Source organism: Pedobacter sp. B4419, assembly GCF_059693725.1.
On the sequence record NZ_JCASSL010000001.1, the window covers coordinates 759,061 to 777,421 of the forward strand.

Below are 18,361 nucleotides of genomic sequence, written 5' to 3' on the forward strand. Positions count from 1 at the left end.
CTAGGTGACAAAATGAGCTAATGAATCATTGAACCAACGAACTAATAAGTTAACTTTGTGCCATGCAAAGAACTTTTGTAGATCAGTTAGGCAACGAAATCAATATCAATTATCCGCCCAAAAGGATTATTTCTATTGTGCCTTCTCAAACTGAGCTCTTGTTCGAACTGGGGCTTGACGAGGAAGTAATCGGCGTAACGAAGTTCTGCATTCACCCAATAGAAAAATTCGCAGCAAGGGCAAAGGTCGGGGGTACTAAAAAGCTCAGGATTGACGAAATCAGGCGCCTGCAACCCGATCTGATCATTGGCAACAAAGAAGAAAACACACAGGCAGAAATAGAATTGCTCATGCAGGAATTCCCGGTTTGGATGAGCGATATCTACAACCTCGACGATGCCATGGCAACGATCCAGCAAATAGGGGAACTGGTTAATCGGGAGCCTGAAGCGGCCTACCTTAACCATTTGATCAATGCTGGCTTTACCGATCTGCAAACCCTGGCCTTAAGTAAAGGCATTAACCAAAGTGTGGCCTACTTGATCTGGAAAGATCCTTATATGTTTGCTGGTAGAGATACGTTTATCGATGATATTTTAAGAAGGATCGGTTTAAATAACGCAATCAGCCAAAGCCGCTACCCCTCGTTAACATTGGAAGAACTGCAAGCGCTAAACTGCCAATTGGTTTTTCTTTCCTCAGAGCCTTATCCATTTAAAGAAAAACATATCCAAGAGCTGCAGGCCGCACTTCCCCAAGCTAAAGTGTTGCTGGTTGATGGCGAAATGTTTTCCTGGTATGGCAGCAGGCTGATCAAGGCCGTGCAATACCTGTTCAATTTTCAGCAAAAACTCGCTGTACGCTAATTGCCTAGCGCGAACTCGCTCACTAAACCAATAGCTTTAATCAGTAAAACAGGCGCTTCGCTAACTGTTAAAAATAGCTTGCTAATGATGCGTTTACTTTGGATCTAATTCATCGTTTATTCATCTATTAATAAAAGTTATGAAAACTACAGACGTAAAATTTAATGCCTTCTGGCTGATGCTGTTCTTGTTATTGCTCATCGGCTTTTTCTTAGTTTCCTGTAAAAAAGAAAAGAAAGAAAATGATGGTGCTGGAACTGTTTCCTCAGCTTGGAAAACTGCCACAACATGGACAGTATCCACAACTTCAGTAGGAGCGGGCAAAAGCACTTTTTATTTTGATATGGATGCGCCAGATGTAACGCAAGAAATTATAGATAAAGGTACCGTTCTCGTTTATGCCAAATTTGTAGCCGATCCCGATGGGACAAATCAGGTAAAGTTATTGCCCAGTATCTATTACAATTTAGGTGGAGCAGCTACACAATATCGGTTTCAGCACAGCATTTCATTAGGCAAAATCAGGGTCATTTGCGATGTCATCCCAACAGGTGTACCGTCTGGCACTAATCAATTTCGCTATGTAATTTTACCAAAAGGCGCAAACCCAACAGCTACAGTGAATGTAAATGATTACTTAGCCGTAAAGAATGCTTTTCAGCTAACCGATTAATTCACTTTGAGTTAAGCTTTTTGAAACAAGGGACAAAAGCGTTCCTTGTTTTTTTATTGGTATTTTTTTTCAAAATAAAATCAATTCTTTTTTGAAAATTAATTGAAAACGCTATCTTTGCAATCCAAAATAAATCCTAACTGCGGAAGTGGCGTAATTGGTAGCCGCACCAGACTTAGGATCTGGCGCTTCACGGCGTGGGGGTTCGAGTCCCTTCTTCCGCACCAAAAGATAAGACCGTTTCGAGTAATACTGAAACGGTCTTATTTTTAAAAGGTAATTGGTAAAGAAATAAACATAAACCGATGTGGGCCAGAAAGGCGGTAAGTCTCAAATCTCATGTCTCATTACTCAGATCTAGAATAGAATGAACATCGCACAGGAAAAAGTTGACGATTTAAATGCAGTAGTAAAAATTACCATTGCACCTGAAGATTACAGTCCAAGAGTAGAAAAAGCCCTTAAAGAGCAAGCTAAAAAAGCAAACCTGCCAGGTTTCCGCAAAGGAATGGTTCCGGTTGGCCACATCAAAAGAATGTATGGCAAAAGCATTTTGGTTGAAGAAATCAACAATATGCTAAACGAGAACATCTCTAAGCACCTTACCGATAACCAAGTTGAAGTTTTGGGTCAGCCATTGCCAGTAATGGACGATACCGAATTCAAATGGGACAATACAGATACTTTCGAATTCAAATATGAATTAGGTTTGGCTCCAGCAGTTGATGTTGAAGTAACCTCTAAAGATAAATTTACACATTACAAGGTTAAGGCCGACGAAGAAACATTAGCTGCGCGTATCAAAAACATCCGCAAAAGCTATGGCAAAATGTCAAACCCTGAAGTTTCGGCAGAAGGAGATGTACTTTATGCAGAATTGGCACAACTTTCTCCTGATGGTTCGGTTTTTGAAGGTGGCATTACCAGCACGGGTTCTATCCGCTTAGACTTGGTTACCGACAAAAAGATCTTAAAATCTTTAACAGGTCTAAAGAAAGACGATGTAGTGGAAATTGACATCCAAAAAACTTTCGACAACAACGAAGCGGTAATTGCCAAATTGTTGAACATTAGTGAAGAAGATGCCAAAGAATTGAAATCGAAATTTAAGGTATCGGTTAAAAATGTTAACCGCCTTGAAGAAGCAGATTTGAATCAAGAGTTCTTTGATAAAATATTTGGTGCAGGTGTAGTAAGTGACGAAGCTGGATTTAAAGCTAAAATTACCGAAGAAGTAGAGAGCATGTTCAAACAGGATGCAGATCGTAAATTACAGAACGATATCTACGGCCAGTTGACTGAACAAACGAAAATGCAATTGCCAGACGAGTTTTTACGCAAATGGTTAAAAGCCACCAACGAGAAACTATCTGACGAGGAATTGGAGCAAGGTTATGCAGATTTTGCAAAGAACCTGAAATGGACTTTGATCGAAAACAAAATCATTAAAGACAACGATATCAAAATCGAGTACAAAGATGTTTTTGAATTGGCAAAAGAACGTTTAGATGCACAGTTCAAAATGTATAGCCCGCAAGCATTGCCAGAAGATCAATTGGCACAGTATACTGCCAATTTCTTGCAAGAAAAAGAAAATGCAAACCGTATTTTCGACGAGGTAAAAGCATTGAAGGTATTCGACTACATCAAATCGGTAGCTACTTTAAACGAAAAAGAAATAGCTTATAACAAGTTTACCGAGTTGAAATAGGCGTTAAGCGCTGGGCGTTGAAGCGGTAAGCGTTTTATTGTTCGATTGTTTATATTTAACAATGGCACAATCTAAATTCCAATCGCTCGAGGTTTGGCAGTTGTCGATAGAACTTACCGACCAATTGCTTGATATAGCTGACCAATTGTCAGCAGATAAAAGATATAGATTTGCAGAGCAGCTCAATGGGGCTGCTCTTAGCATATCTAATAACATAGCAGAAGGCTCTGGCTCAGTTTCTAATAAGGAATTTGCTCATTATCTGAACATTGCACATCGTTCTACATTTGAGAACGCAAATATTTTAGTGGTATTAGAAAGAAGAAAATTAATTTCCGACATTCAATTAACCTATTATCTGGAAGAATTAGATAAATTGGCACGGAAATTAACCAACCTCAGGAAATATTTATTAAAATTATAAATCCAGTTTGAGAGTCGAGCTGTCCCTAAACGCTTTACGCCAAACGCCAAACGCAAATAACATGAAAATAGATAAAGAAGAATTCAGAAAATACGCAGTTAAGCACCATAGAATTAACGGTTTAAACGTAGACAGGTTTATTGCCTCTACCAATAACTCGCCAAAATCGATGACGCCTTACATTATTGAAGAGCGCCAGTTAAATGTAGCCCAAATGGACGTGTTCTCGCGTTTGATGATGGACCGCATTATCTTTTTGGGAGATGCCATCTATGACCAAAATGCAAATATCATCCAGGCACAGCTATTGTTCCTGCAATCAACCGATGCCAATCGTGATATCCAGATTTATATCAACTCACCTGGTGGTTCGGTATATGCAGGTTTAGGCATCTACGATACGATGCAATACATCACACCAGATGTGGCAACTATTTGTACCGGTATGGCAGCCTCAATGGGAGCCGTATTGTTGGTAGCGGGCGCTAAAGGCAAACGTGCAGCGTTAAATCATTCGAGAGTGATGATCCACCAGCCATCAGGAGGCGCGCAAGGCGTAGCTTCAGATATGGAGATCAACCTAAGGGAAATGTTAAAATTGAAAAAAGAACTTTACGATATCATTTCAACACATTCTGGCCAAACTTATGAGTGGGTGGAGAAAGCCTCTGACCGCGATTACTGGATGAAAGCCGATGAAGCCAAAGGTTTTGGTATGATTGATGAAGTATTAGGCACAACTAAGTAAAATTAAATCAGTTGGCAGTTTTCAGCTAGCAGTTTAAAAACTGAGATCCGGGAACTTCCAATTGTAAACTGATAAAAATGGCTAAGCAAAATAAAGACTCACGTTGCTCCTTCTGTAACTCTCCCAAGCAGGAAACTTTAATGCTGATAGAGGGGATGGACGCATACATATGCGACAAATGTGTAACGCAGGCCAATGTTTTACTGGCTCAAGAACTGGGTAGCAGAAAAAATAAAGGTTTCGACGAATCGTTTAAGCTGTTGAAACCAGCTGAAATCAAAGCACACATCGATCAATATGTAATTGGTCAGGATGATGCCAAAAAAGTACTTTCTGTGGCCGTTTATAACCATTACAAGCGTTTGAGCCAAAAGTTGGAGAAGGATGAAGTAGAGATCGAGAAATCAAACATCATGCTGGTAGGCGAAACCGGAACGGGAAAGACCTTGTTGGCCAAAACCATTGCGAAAATCCTTCACGTACCTTTCTGTATTGTTGATGCAACGGTATTAACGGAAGCAGGTTACGTAGGCGAAGACGTTGAAAGTATCTTAACCCGTTTGTTGCAGGCTGCAGATTATGACGTAGCTTCGGCAGAAAGGGGCATAGTTTACATTGATGAAGTAGATAAAGTAGCGCGCAAAAGCGATAACCCTTCGATTACCAGGGATGTATCAGGCGAAGGCGTACAACAGGCTTTGTTGAAAATTTTGGAAGGTACCATCGTAAATGTACCGCCACAGGGAGGCAGAAAGCATCCAGACCAAAAAATGATCCCTGTAAATACCAACAACATCCTGTTTATTTGCGGTGGTGCCTTTGATGGGATCGAACGTAAAATTGCCAACCGTTTGCGTACGCAGGCTGTGGGCTACAAAGTGAAGAAAGATGATCAGGAACTGGATTTGAAGAATCTGTACAAATATATTACACCTCAAGATTTAAAGGCTTTTGGCCTCATCCCAGAGCTAATTGGACGTGTACCGGTACTTACCCATCTTAATCCCTTGGATATCGAAGCGTTGCGCAATATCTTAACCGAGCCAAAAAACTCTTTGATCAAGCAATACACCAAATTGTTCGATTATGAAAACGTGAATTTGGTTTTTGACGAAGATGTGCTTGATTTTATTGTAGGCAAGGCCATGGAATACAAGTTGGGCGCAAGGGGATTGCGTTCCATTTGCGAGGCCATCATGCTCGATGCGATGTACGACACGCCATCAGACGAAAGCATGAAAGAACTGCACATTACCTTGGATTATGCCATAGAGAAATTCGAAAAGGCAGACTTCAAAAAGCTTAAAGCAGCATAAAAAAATTAATCCCGATCCTTTCGGGATTTTTTTTAACCCAAAAAATCATCGTCAGGTTGAACTTGAGCGATGATGATAAATAGAATCATCGATTACTGCAAAAGTGTTGATGATATTTTTTAAATTTAAAGAAAGGAGTACAAAAAAATGAATGAAGAAAAAGACGTAAAAAAAGATGAAGCAATCGTAAAGAAAGCGAAAAAAGTAAAAGAAGTAGAAACTCCTGTGAAATCTGGTTTAAAATCAAAAGAGGATATTGTAAAGAACTGGTTGCCACGCTACACAGGAAGACCTTTAGAAGAATTTGGCCAGTACATTCTATTAACCAACTTTAGCAAGTACCTCAGCATGTTTTCGGAGTGGAATGACAATGCGCCGATTATGGGCTTAGACAAGCCTATGCAAAGCGTAACGGCAAATGGAATTACCATCATCAACTTTGGTATGGGCAGTCCATTGGCAGCTACCATGATGGATCTTTTAACTGCCATTATGCCAAAAGCGGTATTGTTTTTAGGCAAGTGTGGTGGCTTAAAAAAGAAGAACCAATTGGGCGATTTGATTTTGCCTATCGCAGCCATCAGAGGTGAAGGTACTTCTAATGATTACCTGCCTGCCGAAGTGCCTGCGTTGCCATCCTTTGCCTTGCAGAAAGCAATTTCTACCACCATTAGAGATCACTCAAGAGATTATTGGACAGGAACCTGCTATACGACCAACCGTAGGGTATGGGAGCACGACAAAGAGTTTAAAAAGTACCTGAAAAGTTTAAGGGCAATGGCTGTTGATATGGAAACTGCCACCATTTTTACCACTGGTTTCGCCAATAAGATCCCAACGGGAGCATTATTGTTGGTTTCAGATCAACCAATGATCCCAGAAGGTGTAAAAACCTCAGAAAGCGATAGCTCGGTAACTGCAAATTATGTAGAAACACACCTGAGAATAGGAATTGATTCGCTTAAACAATTAATCAATGGCGGTTTAACCGTTAAGCACCTTAAATTCTAAGGTAAGCCCTTTTATTTGGAGGCAGGAGGAGTCTGTTAACAGCAATGGATTCTTCGCTGCACGCTCCATTTGGGTTTGAAGTGAACAGTTTTCAGGTAACAGTTTTCAGTTGGCAGTTCAACTGACGACAAATCGTCATTGCGAGCTCGCGAAGCAATCTGTTTTGATAAATCCTTTTCCCTGCATCATCCTAGACCTAGAACAAAATTTGTCATCCAGAGCGAAGCGAAGGATCTACAAAGAAAACTTCTGAATTTGGATTCCTCCTGTCGTCGGAATGACAAAGGGGAGGAATGAAGACGATAACCTTCAACGAGTAATTCAACTGACGGCAAATCGTCATTGCGAGCTCGCGAAGCAATCTGTTTGATAAATTTCTTTTCCCTGTGTCATCCTAGACCTAGAACAAAATTTGTCATCCAGAGCGAAGCGAAGGATCTATAAACTGAAGATTATAACCTCCAGCTAGCAATTCACCAATGGCTAACCAGCCAGTAAACTAATCCTCTAAATTTTTCGGATAATCAAACAACAATACGTTTCCAGTATTGCTGCTGATCATTTTCCAGCTATCAAAAGGAAATTGAATGCTGATAACAGAAGCCGTAGGCATGTTTACAATGTGACCATTGCACAAGTAGTTCGCTAGGTCTGTCAAACCTGGGTTATGTCCGAATAGGGCAATTTGTTGATATTGATCGTCGAATTGGTTGATTACTTTCAAAAGCGATTTGACATGGGCTTCGTAAATATTGGGTTCCTGCTGGATGTTCTCTACAGGAATATGCCAGGCTGCAGCGAAGTATTTGGCCGTAGTAAAGGCCCTTAATGCTGGACTGCTTACAATTAATTCTGGCACGATCTGCTGCTTTACCAATCTTTCGGCCATTTCTGGCGCATTGCTTTTCCCCCTGCCATTTAAGGGCCTGTCAAAATCCCGTAAACCCGCATTTCCCCAATCAGATTTGGCATGCCTTATTAAAAGTAGCTGTTTTCCCATTTTAAACTTTAAATGATTAAACGAACAATTACAACAGAAATTATTCCTAAAATGTTTATCTCCAATAATCAGCCACCCAAGGCGCTGGTTTCACATAACGGTACCATTTGCCTCGGCCACCCTTAATGGCTTTGTGCGGATTGATCTCGCCATGAAAAATAATAATTTTTGCCCCTTTCGGGATGTGTGGCTTTACCCAAAAAGCCAAGGGAAACCTTGATACGCAATCGTACTTGTAGCTCGGGCACCATTCTTTTGGCCAATAATCCAATTTCCCTTTGTCGTAAATGGCCTGCGTAAGGTATTCCTGTTCATTGCGGTGTCGTTTCCTGATTTCGTCGAAGTTTTGAAGAAAATCATCAAAAACATAGCCGTGTTCACCAATTTCAAAACGATAAACAGATGAGTTTCCGGTAATGCGCCATTGTTTTTTGTAATCCTTAATAATGAGGAATTCGCCTTTGTAATCAAAAAAGCAATCAATTGGCGCTACGATCACAATATCAAGATCTAAAAAAAGAGCAGTGCCCTTTAATCCATATAAGTCTTCTTTTAGGGTAGAGAGTTTTTTCCACATCCTTTCAGGCAGGCCTCCAGGCAATTCCATCGCTGGAATTGGAAAGCACTGAACTTCAGGGATAATGCCTGTTTCATCATCCGTAAAACAAACCATCTTAAAAGGATAGCTAAGGTTTCTGTTCACCATAGCGTATAATCTGTTCACGTATTCAGGGCCATAAAGTTTGCCCCATTTCATGCAAAAAATATATTTTTCAGACATTAGAAGGATTTCCTGGTGTTGTTTTTAGTGAACCGGATAAAGTTATAAATTTATATAACCCTATTTCGGTTCATTTTGTTCAAAATAGCTTGTGATTTGTTCTAGCGTGAACGCATTGAGGCAAGAGCTGGCAGATAGCCCGCCTTTGCGCGCCACCAAAGTGCCGTAATGCATATCGTGGAACCCTTCTCTGCGGTGGGCATCTGGATTGATACACAACAATACGCCTTTTTCCAGTGCATAGCGATGCCAACGCCAGTCAAGATCCAAGCGGAGTGGATTGGCATTGATCTCAATCGCTACTTTATTGGCCGCACAGGCATCGATTACTTTTTTAAAGTCGATTTCATAGCCTTTTCTGCTCAATAGGAGCCTTCCGGTTGGATGCCCCAAAATGGTGGTGTATGGATTTTCTATTGCTTTGATCAGCCTTGCCGTTGCCTTGTCTTGGTCCATGCGCAAATTGCTGTGTACCGAGGCTACAACAAAATCGAAGGTTTTAAGTATATCGTCGCTGTAATCTAAAGAACCATCGTTTAAAATATCGCTTTCTATGCCTTTAAATATTTTGAATGGAGCCAATTTCTGGTTCAGTTCATCTATTTGGCGGTGTTGCGCAAATACGCGTTCCTCGCTTAAACCTTTGGCATAAAAGGCAGATTTGGAATGGTCGCAAATACCCAAATAGGATAGGCCCAAATTCTCCTTGCAATAAACAGCCATTTCTTCTAAGGTATGCACGCCATCGCTCCAATCAGAGTGGTTATGCAAAGTGCCTTTAAGGTCTTTATATTCGATAAGCTGAGGCAATTGGTGTTTTTTTGCCAATTCGATTTCATCCAAGTCTTCTCTGAGCTCGGGTTCGATAAAATCCAGTCCTGCTTTGGCATAAATTGCATTTTCACTGGCAAAGGGACCATCTCCGGCTAATTCCAGCACGGCTTTTACATGGTTTTCGTTGCCTGTAAGCTTAAAGTAGTTGAGGTAAAAATCTTCTTGGGCTACAATTTCCAAACGGATGTGCAAACCTGTTTCTGTAGTAGCCGAAAACACGGTATTGCTTATAACTTCAAATGCCAAGCCCTTGAAAGTAGCCAATTGATCTTCAGCAATTAAATTAGAACCAAGTATAAACACGGCCTCTTCGATAATTTCGCAATTGCGCCTATAATCGCCAACTACGCCCAATAAGGCATGCTGATCAACCTTGTTTAGCCAAACTGCCAGATCGGCTAATAACTGGTTAACAATTCCTTCTACCTGTGCATAAAGGAACTTGCCATTGGCCGCCATCTTGAACTCGATTATCCTTTTGATCTCCTCTTGGGTTTTTAAGCCAAAACCTTTGGCTTCGATCAAGCGATTTTCGTTACAGGCATAATAAAGCTCGCCAATATTCTCGATATGGAGATCATGCCAAATAATGCCAATTTTTTTTGGACCAATTCCCTTAATGCCCAACATTTCTACAATGCCGGGAGGCGTTTGCGCCAATAAGGCTTCAAGCTCTTTTAACGTGCCCGTTTCTAATAGTTCGATTACTTTGCTGGCTATGCTTTTGCCTATGCCATCTATTTTGTCTAGCTCTTCAAAAGGCTTTTGGGCTATGGCAAAAGGAAGTTTATCGATCTTAAAGGCCGCGTTGGCTACAGATTTGATCTTAAAAGGGTTTTCCTCATGTAGCTCCATCAATTGGGAGAGTAGTCTGAGGGTTCTGGCTATGGGTTTGTTCTCCATCGGTGTAAAAGTAGAAAGTAAAAAGGGAAAGTAAAAAGCTTTTGTGTGATAAAGCACAAATGAAGCAGTTATTTGTTAATAGGGTATGAAAAAATTAAATATAGTATTGATTTTGGTAGCCTTAACGGTAGGCGCCTGCCAGAATAAGCAGGTAAAACTACAGGCAAATGCAAATGAAGCCAAGCCGGCTGTTGCCGATAACAGCACTTTGATTGTAGCAGGCAAGCAGATCGGGAAGATTTACTTGGGGCAGGATGCAACAACATTGGCTCAAGTGTTGGGCAAGCCCGATGCCGGCGACGCAGCCATGGGTAAGGCTTGGGGAATTTGGTATGACGAGTCTGACAAATCAACTGAAACATATGCGGTGTACACCACTTATCGCGACAGTACCATGCAAGCTAAAGACGTGCAACAAATTCGTACGGCATCGCCAAAATATAAGGTCCAAAATGGTTTAGGCATAGGCTCTAGCTTTGCAATGCTCCAAAAGTCTTATCCGGCTTTACAAAAACTGAACAGCTACCTTAACAAAAAAACAAAGGATACGCTGGTTATCTATGATGAAGTGCAGCAAGGGATTGCCTTCGAACTGGTGAAAAACAAATGTACGGCGGTTACCGTGCATCCGGTTAACAAAAAAAGCAACGAAACCTATCTGACTTATTATCCCGACTGGAAATTAATCCAATAGGAACAACGCATAGATTTCATTGCTCTTAGGTTAGAAAAGGAGATTATCTGATCTTGATTTCGTAATCCATTCTGGTCTGAATGCCTGAGCTTGTAACTGCTTTCTGCATTTGTTTATAAAGCTGGTAGTTTTCGCCCAATTCTCTTTTGGTGAAATAAATACTGGCATTGTCTTTGGCATTGCCCAAAAACGATTTCCACGGATCGATTCTTTCAGGATATTCTACTACGGCATAATCCTTTAGCTTGGCTTTTTTGGCAGCGGCTTTGATGGCGTCGTTAAAACTGCCCAAGCGATCGGCCAATCCGTTTTTAACTGCATCGGTACCGATCCAAACATGGCCTCCGCCAATGCTGTCTATCTGTGCCTTTGTTTTTTTGCGGCCATCGGCTACACGAGTAATAAAACTATCGTAAACATGGTTCACATCATTTTGGATAATGAAACGCTCGCCCGGAGTTAAAGGACGATTGGTGCTCATGATATCGGCATATTGGCCGGTCTTCACTCCGTCGAAAGTAATTCCAAGTTTATTGTTAAGGAGGTTTTGAAAGTTAGGAATAATCCCGAACACACCGATAGAGCCTGTAATGGTATTCGGCTGTACAAAAATGCTGTCGGCGGCACATCCAATGTAATAACCACCAGAAGCGGCTACGTCGCCAAAAGATGCTATAACCGGTTTTGTTTTTTTGCTTAGCACAATTTCGCGCCAAATTACATCTGAAGCTAAAGCACTGCCACCACCAGAATTTACACGCAATACGATGGCTTTAATGTCATCATCTAAACGCGCTTTTCTAATGGCTCTCGAGATGCGTTCAGAGCCGATTTGCCCTTCTAAACCTTCGCCACCTACAATATCGCCATTGGCATAAATAACTGCTACCTGGTCTTTACCACCTGTTGATTCTGAAGGCAGGCTTTGTGCATATTTATTGAGGTTAATAGAAGTGATGGTCTCTTTTTTATTTTTACCGGTAATGGTTTTCAACTCATCGAGCACTTCATCTTTGTAACGCAAGCCATCAATCATTTTATAGGCTAAAGCATCTTTAGGCTGCTGTATTTTATAGTCGTTGGCCAAAATTGCCAAGCTATCGGTGCTGATTTTTCTGTTTTGCGAAATGCCTTTCAAAAAGGTCTGGTAAAGTCCATTTACATAAGCGCTCACCTGCTGACGGTTATAATCGCTCATTTTAGTATTGATAAACGGCTCTACAGCGCTCTTGTAATTCCCTACACGGATAATCTGTGCTTCGATGCCCAACTTATCGAGTGCACCTTTAAAAAAGGTAAGTTCGCTGCTAAAGCCCTTAAATTCTAAGGCACCTTGCGGGTTAAGATATACTTTGTCTGCTGCGGAAGCCAAATAGTAGGCGCCTTGGCTATATACCTCGCTATAGGCAATGATTGGTTTTTTACTTTCCTTAAAATCAATCAGTGCATTTCTCACTTCGAGCATGGTTGCCATGCCTGCATTTGGTGCACTTACATTGATATAGATACAGTCTATTTTATCGTCGGTTTTAGCCGCCTTTAAAGCTTTGATCAAATCGTAAAAGCCAATTCCTCTTTCTTCATCGCCACCAATAATTGGCAAGCCGGCAAGGGCGTTGTTAGGTGTACGTTCTGTAATGGCCTGATCCAGGTCTATATAAAGAACCGAATTGCTTTTCACTTCAACGGTTTTCTCTTCGCCGATAGAACTGATGGTGCCGACAATCACCGCTGTAAAAATAAGAACCAAGATCACGGTAGAGATGACAATTCCGACAACAGTGGCAAAAACGTACTTGAAAAAATCTTTCATAAACAGTGTAAAATATTAATTCGTAAAGATATAAAACCAATTCGCATCTTATAGTAAATTTGCAGTCGCGATTTAAAATTATGCAATTGGAAATATGAGTTTAGATATAAGAAAAGCGTATTTGTTACTGGGCAGCAATTTGGGTGATAGGCAATTATATCTAACTGAAGCCAAAGCGTTAATAGCCAAGCAGGTAGGTGAGGTTGTCGCACAATCATCTATTTACGAAACCGAGGCCTGGGGAAAGACGGATCAGCCTGGATTTTTAAATACGGCACTGGCTGTAGCCACCACTTTGAGCCCTTTGGAGCTGCTGCATCAGGTACTGGAAATAGAACTGGCTTTGGGCAGGGTACGACACGAAAAATGGGGCTCGAGATTGATTGATATCGATATCATTTTTTACGACAAAGAGATTGTCCAAATCGCAAATGAACTGCAGATTCCGCATCCGGAAATGCAGAACCGGAGATTTGTGGTGCAACCCTTGACAGAAATTGCGCCAGATTTTATCCACCCTGTGTTGCACAAAACCTTAACTGAAATACTCGCCGAGCTGGGAGATTCTTTGTCGGTAAAGATAATTTCTTAGCTTTGAAAAAATGATTAATCCGAATAAGAACAATGAGCCTTTAGACCTTTCGTACCTAAGGGAAATGTCTGGAGATAGTGCCGAATTTATTATAGAAATGCTCGATGCTTTCAAAAAGCAAACGCCGGTTTATTTGGCTGAGCTAGAAAAAGCTGTAGAAGCCGAAGATTGGAAAAGAGCATCAGAGTGTGCCCATAAAATGAAACCTACTTTTTACTATGTGGGTAGGGAAGACGTGAGAGACCATATGCAAGACATCGAGCGCAATGCACGCGAACTGATCGATATTCCAGGAGTGAAAGTGGCTTTTGTACAAGCTAGGGATTTCATCAATGAGGTGCTCTATGGGCAATTGGATGAGGCCAAAGCAATCCTAGAAAAAGAACTTTAAATTCAATTCTCTTTTACTGCAGCGCTTCTGAAATGAAAAATAGAAAGTGCGATGTAAATAACCAATACAAAAGGTACGGCCGCAAACTTTAAAAAGGCAATCAATATAGCCGAAAGGATCAGGAAGATAAACTTGAACTTGTTCTTCGCCCAGGTCAGCTGCTTAAATTTTAATGAAAAAATCTTGATTTCACTCACCAACAAAAAGCTGGTCATAGCGGTGATGGCCAATAGTAGGATACTCGATCCGATAACCGTTGGATAATCTATGGCGATAAAAGGCAAGGATACGATGAACAAGGTGTTCATAGGCGTGTTGAGCCCTATAAATTCTTCGGTTTGTCTTTCATCTATGTTAAACTTGGCCAAACGCAGGGCCGAAAATACCGTAATGAGAAAACCTAAATAAGGAAGATAGTCCGAGCTAAAATCGCTTGCCTTTAACAGCTGAAACATCACTACCCCAGGCAAAAAGCCAAAACTTACCATATCTGCCAACGAATCCAATTCTTTTCCGATGGCTGATTTAACATTGAGCAATCTTGCCACCATGCCGTCAAAGAAATCAAAAACTCCTGATAACAATACGAAATAGGCTGCGGTAAAGAGATCACCATTAAAAGCAAAGACAATGCCTATGCATCCAGAAAAAAGATTGGCACAGGTAATGGCGTTAGGGATATGTCTTTTCATGGTGAGGTTGAAGGGGTTGAGGCTGAAGGTAGATGGCTTAAGGTTTAGGGTATAAGGTAGAAGTTAGAAGAGATGTTTAATCCTCCGCCTTCTACCTCATGCCTTAATACCTCTCTAACTAGCCATTCATGGCCATTAAAAATTCTTCGTTAGATTTTGTTCCTTTGATTTGGGCCTGTACCAGCTCCATTGCTTCCTGGCTGTTCATGTCGGCCAAGTGGTTGCGCAAGATCCAAATTCTTTGCAGGCTTTCTCTATCTAGCAACAGATCGTCTCTACGTGTACTCGAAGCAGTAATATCGATAGCAGGGAAAATACGTTTGTTAGACAATTTACGGTCTAATTGAAGTTCCATGTTACCGGTACCTTTAAATTCTTCGAAAATTACCTCGTCCATTTTAGAGCCGGTATCAGTTAATGCAGTAGCCAAAATGGTTAATGAACCACCTTTTTCAATGTTACGTGCCGCACCGAAGAAACGTTTTGGCTTGTGCAAGGCATTGGCATCAACACCACCCGATAGGATTTTGCCCGATGCAGGAGCAGTGGTATTGTAGGCCCTTGCCAAACGGGTAATCGAGTCTAATAAAATTACCACATCATGGCCACATTCTACCAAACGCTTGGCTTTTTCTAATACGATGTTGGCAATTTTAACGTGGCGCTCTGCAGGCTCGTCAAAAGTAGAAGCAATTACTTCGGCTCTTACGCTGCGTGCCATGTCTGTAACCTCTTCCGGACGCTCATCGATCAATAAAATGATCAAATAAACTTCTGGATGGTTTTTGGCGATGGCGTTAGCTACCTCTTTTAACAAATTGGTTTTACCTGTTTTCGGCTGTGCTACGATCAAACCACGCTGACCTTTACCAATTGGGGTAAAAAGATCCATAATGCGGGTCGAATAGTTGCTGCTATCGGTAAATAAGTTGAGTTTTTCTGTTGGGAAAAGCGGCGTAAGGTAATCAAAAGGTACACGATCGCGTACATCTGCAGGCACGCGGCCATTAATCGAGATTACTTTAACCAAAGGGAAATATTTTTCGCCTTCTTTTGGCGGACGGATGCTTCCGTTTACGGTATCGCCTGTTTTAAGGCCGAACAATTTGATCTGTGATTGCGATACATAAATGTCATCAGGAGAAGACAGGTAGTTGTAATCGGCAGACCTCAAGAAACCGTAACCATCTGGCATGATCTCTAAAACACCTTCGTTGGTAATGGTGTTGTCGAAATCGAGGTTCGAATAGCTGGTTTCGTTTTGTTGTTGTTTATTGTTGTTCTGGTTAGGATTGTTTTGGCCTTTCTGAGGGCGATTGTCCTCTTTTGGCGCTTTTTCTTCGCTAGTTGGCTGTTGTGACTTTGCCTCTTTGCTGGCTTTGTTTACCTCTTCTCTTGGAATGCGTTCTCTTTTGCCTTGTTTGGCCTGTTTTTGAAGCTTTTCGGCAATGGTTTCCAAACGCTCCGGATCTTCTACGATAATTGGCTCGTTGGAGGCCTGAACAATTTGTTCTTCTTCTTGTCTTGGTGGGAGAGGTTCGTCAAACAAAGTGATGGCTTCGCGCTCAGGCTGTGCCGGCTCTTCGCCTTTGGCAGGAATACGAGCTCTTTTGCGTGCTGGCTTTTCGGTGCTGGCTTCTTTGTTTTCTTTTTCTTTTACAGCTTTGGGCTTGGCCTCTTTAACTGTTGCGGCAGCCGTAGGCTCGCTTGCAGTAGTTTTATTAGCCTGGTTTTGTAAGATTTGTTCGATGAGGTCGTTCTTGCGCAGTTCATCTGCACCTTGAATGCCTTCATTTTTCGCTAACTCACGTAATTCAGCAGTTAGCTTTTCAGTTAATTCTGTTTTATTAAACATTTATGTGTGTTTGTCGAGAAATTTTAAATAGGGTTTTTGTCAAAAGAATAAACGGAAAAATGCCTTTGAAACATTTATTGGAAAATAATTTGATTGAGGTTTTTCTGAGATATTCAGATCAACTTTCTGGAATTATGGCACAATTGTATGTATTTGAAAGTTAATCTGCAACAAAAATTTAAAATTGTTAATAAATAGTTTCGGAATTGTAAACAACTGAGCCTCAAAATGCCCCAAAAAATTGGCATATTTGCACCGTATTTCCCCGTTAAAATGAACAAACAGCAACTTTTTGAACAAATCCAACTAAAGAAATCTTTTTTGTGCATCGGTTTAGATCCGGTACTGGAAAAATTACCGAAACACTTATTAAAGTATGAAGATCCCATTCTGGAATTTAATAAACAGTTGATTGATGCCACCCACGACCTTTGTGTAGCCTATAAACCCAATACTGCATTTTATGAAAGCAGGGGCGTAAAAGGCTGGGAAACCTTGGTGAAGACTTGGCAGCATTTTCCAAAAGACCAATTTACCATTGCCGATGCGAAGCGTGGCGATATTGGCAATACCTCGGCGATGTATGCCGAAGCCTTTTTTAACGAACAAAGTTCTGGAATGAGCTTCGATTCGATTACCGTAGCACCTTACATGGGCAAGGATTCGGTTTCGCCGTTTCTCAATCATCCTGATAAATGGGTTATTTTGTTGGCTTTAACCTCTAATAGCGGGAGCCAGGATTTTCAGACTAAACAAAGCAACGATCATTTGCTTTATGAGCAAGTCATCAAAACTTCGGCTACTTGGGCCAATAGTGATCAGCTGATGTATGTGGTAGGGGCCACCAAACCCGAAGAATTTGAAAATGTTCGCCAGTTGGCTCCAGACAATTTCTTGCTGGTGCCTGGTGTTGGCGTGCAAGGCGGAGATTTGGCCGCAGTTTGCAAATATGGCCTCAACAAACAATGTGGCTTGTTGGTTAACGCAGCTAGGAGCATCATTTATGCCAGCAATGGCGAAGATTTTGCTGAAGCTGCGAGAGCAGAAGCCTTGGCCCTGCAACAAGAAATGGAACAGCTTTTACAGGCTGCACAATTGATATGAGTTCAAAAACCGACCTCAAGCTCGTTATTGCCTTATTAGCAGTAGCCATTATTTGGGGAACCACTTATTTGGGCATTCGCATTGCCGTAGAAACCATACCGCCTTGGTTTGTAACTGCTATGCGCCAAACCATAGCTTCCCTCATTTTATTGGTAATCTTGTTGCGCAAGAACGAATTGAAATGGATCGGCTGGCCTGCGCTAAGGAGACAGCTGCTTTTATCTATACTGATGATTGTAATAGCCAATGGTTTGACCACCGTGGCCGAACAGAGCGTACCCAGTGGGCTAGCCTCTTTGCTCAATGCACTATCGCCAATTGTGGTTTTTTTGGGAAGCGTGCTCATCGGTTTGCAAAAACCTAGCTTAAAGGGCTTCATTGGCGTAACCATTGGCTTTTTAGGCGTTGCCTTTATTTTTAGGGATGGACTGGGCGATTTGCTCGACCCAAACTATAAAACAGGGGTGCTGTGTTTGGCTATAGCTATTTTAGGCTGGGCATCGGGTACCATTTATACCAAAAAATATACGCACAAAAGCTCCAATATCTTTTTAGACCTTTTTTATCAGTTTGTGTTCTCGGCATTGATCCAGATTGTACTCGCTTTTATCTTTTCTGAGGAAATCAAACCGGCCCTGTGGACGATGAGAAGCGTTGGTGCAGTGTTTTATTTGGGGGTATTTGGCTCTGTGCTGGGTTATTTAGCCTATAATTATGCCTTAAAAAAGGTAACGGCAACAGAAGTTTCGATCCTTTCTTATTTCAATACGGTAATAGCCCTGTTTTTGGGTTGGCTCATTTTAGATGAGATCATCACTTTCGATCTGCTCATTGCCACGGTATTGATCATCGCGGGAGTAGTGATCACCAATTACAAAAAAAAAGAAGTCGCAGCCTAATCAGATTTTCTTAAAATGCAATTTATTTGCTCATTTGAAGAAGTAATTATTCTT

The 18,361-nt window shown here is 41.3% G+C and carries 18 protein-coding genes and 1 tRNA gene; 13 read left to right on the forward strand and 6 right to left on the reverse strand.

Annotated elements, in window-relative coordinates:
• Positions 1–62 precede the first annotated feature (62 nt).
• From AC570H_RS03015 to AC570H_RS03050, 8 genes are all read left to right on the forward strand, one after another.
• Entirely contained in the window at positions 63–866 is an 804-nt protein-coding gene (locus AC570H_RS03015; protein WP_497351574.1) for an ABC transporter substrate-binding protein, read from the forward strand.
• 139 nt (positions 867–1,005) lie between these two features.
• Positions 1,006–1,539 (forward strand): hypothetical protein, encoded by a 534-nt coding sequence (locus tag AC570H_RS03020; protein WP_497351576.1) that lies wholly within the window; start codon positions 1,006–1,008, stop codon positions 1,537–1,539.
• 142 nt (positions 1,540–1,681) lie between these two features.
• Positions 1,682–1,766, forward strand: a tRNA-Leu gene (locus AC570H_RS03025).
• A 140-nt stretch (positions 1,767–1,906) separates the two neighbouring features.
• Positions 1,907–3,250, forward strand: a complete 1,344-nt coding sequence (gene tig / locus AC570H_RS03030; protein WP_497351578.1) for a trigger factor — start codon at positions 1,907–1,909, stop codon at positions 3,248–3,250.
• Between the two features lie 61 nt (positions 3,251–3,311).
• On the forward strand, positions 3,312–3,674 hold the full coding sequence (locus tag AC570H_RS03035; RefSeq protein WP_497351580.1) for a four helix bundle protein: 363 nt from the start codon (positions 3,312–3,314) through the stop codon (positions 3,672–3,674).
• A 61-nt stretch (positions 3,675–3,735) separates the two neighbouring features.
• Positions 3,736–4,422: an ATP-dependent Clp endopeptidase proteolytic subunit ClpP gene (gene clpP, locus AC570H_RS03040; protein WP_497351582.1), complete on the forward strand. Its 687-nt coding sequence runs from the start codon at positions 3,736–3,738 to the stop codon at positions 4,420–4,422.
• A gap of 77 nt (positions 4,423–4,499) precedes the next feature.
• Positions 4,500–5,738, forward strand: coding sequence for an ATP-dependent Clp protease ATP-binding subunit ClpX (gene clpX / locus AC570H_RS03045; RefSeq protein ID WP_497351584.1), 1,239 nt, complete (start codon positions 4,500–4,502; stop codon positions 5,736–5,738).
• Between the two features lie 147 nt (positions 5,739–5,885).
• A complete protein-coding gene (locus tag AC570H_RS03050; RefSeq protein WP_497351586.1) occupies positions 5,886–6,749 on the forward strand; it encodes an AMP nucleosidase in 864 nt (287 codons plus the stop codon).
• 499 nt (positions 6,750–7,248) lie between these two features.
• Here the strand turns inward: AC570H_RS03050 and AC570H_RS03055 are convergent, their stop codons facing one another.
• The 3 genes from AC570H_RS03055 to AC570H_RS03065 form a co-directional block, all read right to left on the reverse strand.
• Complete coding sequence (locus tag AC570H_RS03055) at positions 7,249–7,749, reverse strand: SixA phosphatase family protein (RefSeq protein WP_497351588.1); 501 nt, start codon at positions 7,747–7,749, stop codon at positions 7,249–7,251.
• Positions 7,750–7,804: 55 nt separating this feature from the next.
• On the reverse strand, positions 7,805–8,506 hold the full coding sequence (locus AC570H_RS03060; RefSeq protein WP_497351590.1) for a hypothetical protein: 702 nt from the start codon (positions 8,504–8,506) through the stop codon (positions 7,805–7,807).
• A gap of 84 nt (positions 8,507–8,590) precedes the next feature.
• Entirely contained in the window at positions 8,591–10,267 is a 1,677-nt protein-coding gene (locus AC570H_RS03065; RefSeq protein WP_497351592.1) for a helix-hairpin-helix domain-containing protein, read from the reverse strand.
• Positions 10,268–10,352: 85 nt separating this feature from the next.
• Here AC570H_RS03065 and AC570H_RS03070 point away from each other — a divergent pair, with 85 nt between their 5' ends.
• Positions 10,353–10,961, forward strand: a complete 609-nt coding sequence (locus AC570H_RS03070) for a hypothetical protein (protein WP_497351593.1) — start codon at positions 10,353–10,355, stop codon at positions 10,959–10,961.
• Positions 10,962–11,004: 43 nt separating this feature from the next.
• Here AC570H_RS03070 and sppA read toward each other — a convergent pair whose 3' ends face one another.
• Positions 11,005–12,774, reverse strand: coding sequence for a signal peptide peptidase SppA (gene sppA / locus AC570H_RS03075; protein WP_497351595.1), 1,770 nt, complete (start codon positions 12,772–12,774; stop codon positions 11,005–11,007).
• A 94-nt stretch (positions 12,775–12,868) separates the two neighbouring features.
• Here sppA and folK point away from each other — a divergent pair, with 94 nt between their 5' ends.
• Both folK and AC570H_RS03085 read left to right on the forward strand, forming a co-directional pair.
• On the forward strand, positions 12,869–13,366 hold the full coding sequence (gene folK / locus AC570H_RS03080) for a 2-amino-4-hydroxy-6-hydroxymethyldihydropteridine diphosphokinase (RefSeq protein ID WP_497351597.1): 498 nt from the start codon (positions 12,869–12,871) through the stop codon (positions 13,364–13,366).
• A gap of 10 nt (positions 13,367–13,376) precedes the next feature.
• Positions 13,377–13,757: an Hpt domain-containing protein gene (locus AC570H_RS03085; RefSeq protein ID WP_497351599.1), complete on the forward strand. Its 381-nt coding sequence runs from the start codon at positions 13,377–13,379 to the stop codon at positions 13,755–13,757.
• A 2-nt stretch (positions 13,758–13,759) separates the two neighbouring features.
• Here AC570H_RS03085 and pssA read toward each other — a convergent pair whose 3' ends face one another.
• Together pssA and rho are read right to left on the reverse strand one after the other, a co-directional pair.
• Positions 13,760–14,449 carry a CDP-diacylglycerol--serine O-phosphatidyltransferase gene (gene pssA, locus AC570H_RS03090; protein ID WP_497351601.1) on the reverse strand — a complete coding sequence of 230 codons (690 nt, stop codon included), beginning with the start codon at positions 14,447–14,449 and terminating at the stop codon, positions 13,760–13,762.
• 118 nt (positions 14,450–14,567) lie between these two features.
• On the reverse strand, positions 14,568–16,304 hold the full coding sequence (gene rho, locus AC570H_RS03095; protein WP_497351603.1) for a transcription termination factor Rho: 1,737 nt from the start codon (positions 16,302–16,304) through the stop codon (positions 14,568–14,570).
• 273 nt (positions 16,305–16,577) lie between these two features.
• On the opposite strand from rho, the gene pyrF reads away from it, so the two are divergent.
• Positions 16,578–17,408, forward strand: coding sequence for an orotidine-5'-phosphate decarboxylase (pyrF, locus tag AC570H_RS03100; protein ID WP_497351605.1), 831 nt, complete (start codon positions 16,578–16,580; stop codon positions 17,406–17,408).
• The gene (locus tag AC570H_RS03105) at positions 17,405–18,307 is read left to right on the forward strand and encodes a DMT family transporter (protein ID WP_497351607.1); all 903 of its coding nucleotides are present in this window, start codon (positions 17,405–17,407) and stop codon (positions 18,305–18,307) included. The genes pyrF and AC570H_RS03105 overlap by 4 nt, the downstream gene beginning before the upstream one ends.
• Positions 18,308–18,361: the final 54 nt, after the last annotated feature.

What these genes read in the sequence shown, in the direction of transcription:
- AC570H_RS03015 (WP_497351574.1), top strand. Translation starts at nt 63, where the DNA reads ATGCAAAGAACTTTTGTAGATCAGTTAGGCAACGAAATCAATATCAAT.
- AC570H_RS03020 (WP_497351576.1), top strand. Translation starts at nt 1,006, where the DNA reads ATGAAAACTACAGACGTAAAATTTAATGCCTTCTGGCTGATGCTGTTC.
- tig (WP_497351578.1), top strand. Translation starts at nt 1,907, where the DNA reads ATGAACATCGCACAGGAAAAAGTTGACGATTTAAATGCAGTAGTAAAA.
- AC570H_RS03035 (WP_497351580.1), top strand. Translation starts at nt 3,312, where the DNA reads ATGGCACAATCTAAATTCCAATCGCTCGAGGTTTGGCAGTTGTCGATA.
- clpP (WP_497351582.1), top strand. Translation starts at nt 3,736, where the DNA reads ATGAAAATAGATAAAGAAGAATTCAGAAAATACGCAGTTAAGCACCAT.
- clpX (WP_497351584.1), top strand. Translation starts at nt 4,500, where the DNA reads ATGGCTAAGCAAAATAAAGACTCACGTTGCTCCTTCTGTAACTCTCCC.
- AC570H_RS03050 (WP_497351586.1), top strand. Translation starts at nt 5,886, where the DNA reads ATGAATGAAGAAAAAGACGTAAAAAAAGATGAAGCAATCGTAAAGAAA.
- AC570H_RS03055 (WP_497351588.1), bottom strand. Translation starts at nt 7,749, where the DNA reads ATGGGAAAACAGCTACTTTTAATAAGGCATGCCAAATCTGATTGGGGA.
- AC570H_RS03060 (WP_497351590.1), bottom strand. Translation starts at nt 8,506, where the DNA reads ATGAAATGGGGCAAACTTTATGGCCCTGAATACGTGAACAGATTATAC.
- AC570H_RS03065 (WP_497351592.1), bottom strand. Translation starts at nt 10,267, where the DNA reads ATGGAGAACAAACCCATAGCCAGAACCCTCAGACTACTCTCCCAATTG.
- AC570H_RS03070 (WP_497351593.1), top strand. Translation starts at nt 10,353, where the DNA reads ATGAAAAAATTAAATATAGTATTGATTTTGGTAGCCTTAACGGTAGGC.
- sppA (WP_497351595.1), bottom strand. Translation starts at nt 12,774, where the DNA reads ATGAAAGATTTTTTCAAGTACGTTTTTGCCACTGTTGTCGGAATTGTC.
- folK (WP_497351597.1), top strand. Translation starts at nt 12,869, where the DNA reads ATGAGTTTAGATATAAGAAAAGCGTATTTGTTACTGGGCAGCAATTTG.
- AC570H_RS03085 (WP_497351599.1), top strand. Translation starts at nt 13,377, where the DNA reads ATGATTAATCCGAATAAGAACAATGAGCCTTTAGACCTTTCGTACCTA.
- pssA (WP_497351601.1), bottom strand. Translation starts at nt 14,449, where the DNA reads ATGAAAAGACATATCCCTAACGCCATTACCTGTGCCAATCTTTTTTCT.
- rho (WP_497351603.1), bottom strand. Translation starts at nt 16,304, where the DNA reads ATGTTTAATAAAACAGAATTAACTGAAAAGCTAACTGCTGAATTACGT.
- pyrF (WP_497351605.1), top strand. Translation starts at nt 16,578, where the DNA reads ATGAACAAACAGCAACTTTTTGAACAAATCCAACTAAAGAAATCTTTT.
- AC570H_RS03105 (WP_497351607.1), top strand. Translation starts at nt 17,405, where the DNA reads ATGAGTTCAAAAACCGACCTCAAGCTCGTTATTGCCTTATTAGCAGTA.